We start from the raw sequence: 3476 nt of genomic DNA on the forward strand, positions 1-3476 counted from the left end.
GCTATGCCGGTGTTCGCGGCTAAAGCCGCTCCCACAGGGATCGCGCCGGCCTCAGGGCATGCACTAGACCTCAGGGCATGCACCACACCTGTGGGAGCGGGCTTGCCCGCGAAGCAAGCGACATGGTGCCTGGCACCGGCTGTGCCGGTGTTCGCGGCTGAAGCCGCTCCCACAGGGACCGCGCTGATCGCAGGTCTTGCGCCCCCACACAAACTAATCCCGTGCCAGTGCCTCGATGGGATCAAGCCGCGCCGCATTGCGAGCCGGCACGAAGCCGAACAGGACTCCGATCAGGGTCGAACAGACAAACGCGGTCACGATCGACCCCAGTGAAAACACCATCTCCCACTGTTTGACGAACAACGCGAACAGATAGCCGATCCCATACGACAAACCAATCCCGACCACCCCGCCCATCAGGCACACCATCACCGCCTCCACCAAAAACTGCTGGCGGATGTCCGACTGCCGTGCCCCCACCGCCATGCGAATGCCAATCTCGCGGGTCCGCTCGGTGACCGACACCAGCATGATGTTCATCACCCCGATCCCGCCCACCACCAGGGAAATCACCGCGATCAGCGACAGCAGCAACGTCAGCGAGCGGCTGGTCTTCTGCACCGTCTGCATGATGCTGTCGAGGTTGTTGGTGAAGAAGTCCTTGGTGCCGTGGCGCTGCAGCATCAGCTTGTTGACCTCCTCCTCCACCCGCTTGCTCGGCATGCCGTCCTTGATCCGCACGCTGATGCTGTCCAGGTGACGCTGGCCGAGCACCCGGCCGGCGGCGGTCTCGTAGGGCATCCACACGTTGAGCGTGTTGCCGGCGACGAACAGGTTCTTGTTCTCGGCGGCCACGCCGATCACCGTGCACGGCAACTTGCCCACCAAAATCACCTGGCCCAGCGGGTTGACCCCGGCACCGAACAGGCGCTTGCGGGTGTTGTGGTCGATCACCACCACCTGCGCCTGGCGCCGGGCATCCTCGGCGCTGAACACGATCCCCGCCGCCAGCGGGATGTTGCGCACCTGGAAGTACTGTTCGCTGACGCCGTTGAGCTGCACGTCGGCGTCGATGTTGCGGTAGCGCACCAGCGAGCTCTGGCCGATCACCGGGGTGGCGCTGTCGACGTAGTACAGTTCGTTCAGCGCGGTGACATCGGCCGGCACCAGGGTTTCGATGGCCTTGGCTCGGCTGTCGCCGAAGCTGTTGCCGGAGTAGATGTCGATGGTGTTGCTGCCGATCGCCTGGATGTCCTTGAGTACATAGCCCTTGGCGCCTTCGCCGATGGCCGAGATCGACACCACCGAGGTAATGCCGATGATGATCCCGAGCATGGTCAGCAAGGTGCGCATACGGTGCGAGACCAAGGCGATCCAGGCCATCTTGAAGGCCTCGCGGAACAGCCCGAGGCTGGCCACCAGGCGCCGTGGCGAAGCCTTGCGGGGCGCTTGCCCGACGCCAGCCGTCGGCACCTCGCGCACGCTGCGCCGGTCGCTGACGATCTGCCCGTCGCTGACCTCGATGATGCGTTCGGCGTGGGCGGCGACCTTGGGGTCGTGGGTCACCAGGATCACCGTGTGCCCGGCACCGTGCAGCTCCAGCAGGATGTTCATCACTTCCTTGCCGCTGGCGGTGTCGAGGGCGCCGGTGGGCTCGTCGGCGAGGATCACCTCGCCGCCGTTCATCAAGGCCCGGCAGATACTCACCCGTTGTTGCTGGCCACCCGACAACTGGCTGGGACGGTGCCCCAGGTGGCCGGCCAGGCCCAGGCGCGTCAACAGTTCGCGGGCACGCTGGTAACGCCCGCCCTGGGGCATGCCGGCGTACACCGCCGGGATTTCCACGTTGCGCAGGGCATCCAGGTGCGGCAACAGGTGATAGCGCTGGAAGATGAAACCGAAGTGGTCGCGGCGCAGCGCGGCCAGGGCGTCGTCGTCCAGCTCGCGGGTCTCCTGGCCGCTGACCTGGTAACTGCCGGCACTGGCGTGGTCCAGGCAGCCGAGGATGTTCATCAAGGTCGACTTGCCCGAGCCCGAGGCACCGATGATCGCTACCAGCTCACCGGCCTGGATCTGCAGGTCGATGTCCTTGAGCGCGAGGAATTCTCGATCGCCGGCCATGAAGCTGCGGCTGACCCCTTGCAGACGCAACAACGGCTGTTGGTTGCCTGCCATGCGCGCATGCTGCGGCGACAGTTCGACATTCAGGTTCATGCTCACGCCCCCGCCTCGCCCGACACCGGTTCGCCGATCACCACCCGGTCGCCTTCGGCCAAGCCGGCCTTGACCTGTACCTTGACGTTGTTGTTGATCCCCGCCTGGACCTTGCGCACCTGGGCGAAGCCCTTGCTGTCGAGGACCCGCACCGGGAAGCTGCCGTCGGCCTCGCGCGGGCCCAGCGCCGCCACCGGCACGGTCAGCACACCCTGGGCGGTGTCGAGGACGATACGCACCTGGGCGGTCATCGAGATGCGCAGGCGATGCTCGGGGTTGGGCACCTCGAACAGCGCGTTGTAGAACACCGCGCTGGCCTGCTTGGCCGCGCCGCCGTTCTTGTCGCTGCTCTCCAGGTAGTTCTGCGGCGCCGGTTCCGTGCCGCGCAGCTTGGCGTAGTAGCGCTGGTCATCGCCGAGGATGGTGAAGTACACCTGCTGGCCGGGGCTGATATGGATCACGTCGGCCTCCGACACCTGGGCCTTGATGGTCATGGTGTCGAGGTCGGCCAGCTTGAGGATCACCGGCGCCAGCTGGTTGGAAATCACCGTCTGGCCTTCCTGGGTGACGATACCCACCACATGGCCGTCGATTGGCGCGACGATGCGGGTGTAGCCGAGGTTGACCCGGGCCGTGTCGATCTGCACCTGGGCGCTCTTGATCTGCGCGTCCAGCGAGCGCAGGTTGGCTTGTTGCACCTCGAACTCCGACTCGGCGTTCTCGAAGTCCTGACGCGAGATCGACTCGTCGGCCTGGAGCACGTCGTAGCGCTCGTATACGCGCTTGGCCTGCTTGAGCTTGGCCTGTACCGAGCGCCGTTCGGCCTGCAGCTTCTCGGCATCGACCTCGGCCTGGCGCAGGGTGTTCTGCGGCACCAACGGGTCAATTTCGGCCAGCCACTGGCCTTCGCTGACCTTGTCGCCCAGCTTGACCTTGAGCGACTTCAACTGCCCGGACACCTGGGCGCCGACGTCCACCTGGCGAATGCCCTCCAGGGTGCCGGTGGCCAGCACCGCGTTCTCGATATCGCCGCGTTCGACGCTGGCGGTGATGTACTGCGGCGCCTTGGCCGGGGCCTGCACGGCGTACAGCACGATGCCGGCGACCAGGGCAACCGCGGCGCCGAGGGTGATCTTGCGAAACTTGCTGTTATTCATGAGTGCCTACTACTGATCGAAGAGGGGGGCCGCGTTGCGGCCCTTTCGCGGCACAAGGCCGCTCCTACAGACATTCATCCTCGAGGGCACTGCCCTCGCCCGACC

At 65.7% G+C, this 3476-nt stretch carries 2 protein-coding genes; both read right to left on the bottom strand.

Going from position 1 to position 3476, the window contains the following annotated elements:
• Positions 1–213: 213 nt before the first annotated feature.
• Positions 214–2214, bottom strand: a complete 2001-nt coding sequence (locus HU772_RS12735; RefSeq protein WP_186659390.1) for a MacB family efflux pump subunit — start codon at positions 2212–2214, stop codon at positions 214–216.
• 2 nt (positions 2215–2216) lie between these two features.
• Entirely contained in the window at positions 2217–3371 is a 1155-nt protein-coding gene (gene macA, locus HU772_RS12740; protein WP_186659391.1) for a macrolide transporter subunit MacA, read from the bottom strand.
• Positions 3372–3476 lie beyond the last annotated feature (105 nt).

Source organism: Pseudomonas xantholysinigenes (assembly GCF_014268885.2).
Taxonomy (GTDB): domain Bacteria; phylum Pseudomonadota; class Gammaproteobacteria; order Pseudomonadales; family Pseudomonadaceae; genus Aquipseudomonas; species Aquipseudomonas xantholysinigenes.

Excerpts from the sequence above, each read along its gene's own strand:
- HU772_RS12735 (WP_186659390.1), bottom strand. The coding sequence starts at position 2,214 with ATGAACCTGAATGTCGAACTGTCGCCGCAGCATGCGCGCATGGCAGGC.
- macA (WP_186659391.1), bottom strand. The coding sequence starts at position 3,371 with ATGAATAACAGCAAGTTTCGCAAGATCACCCTCGGCGCCGCGGTTGCC.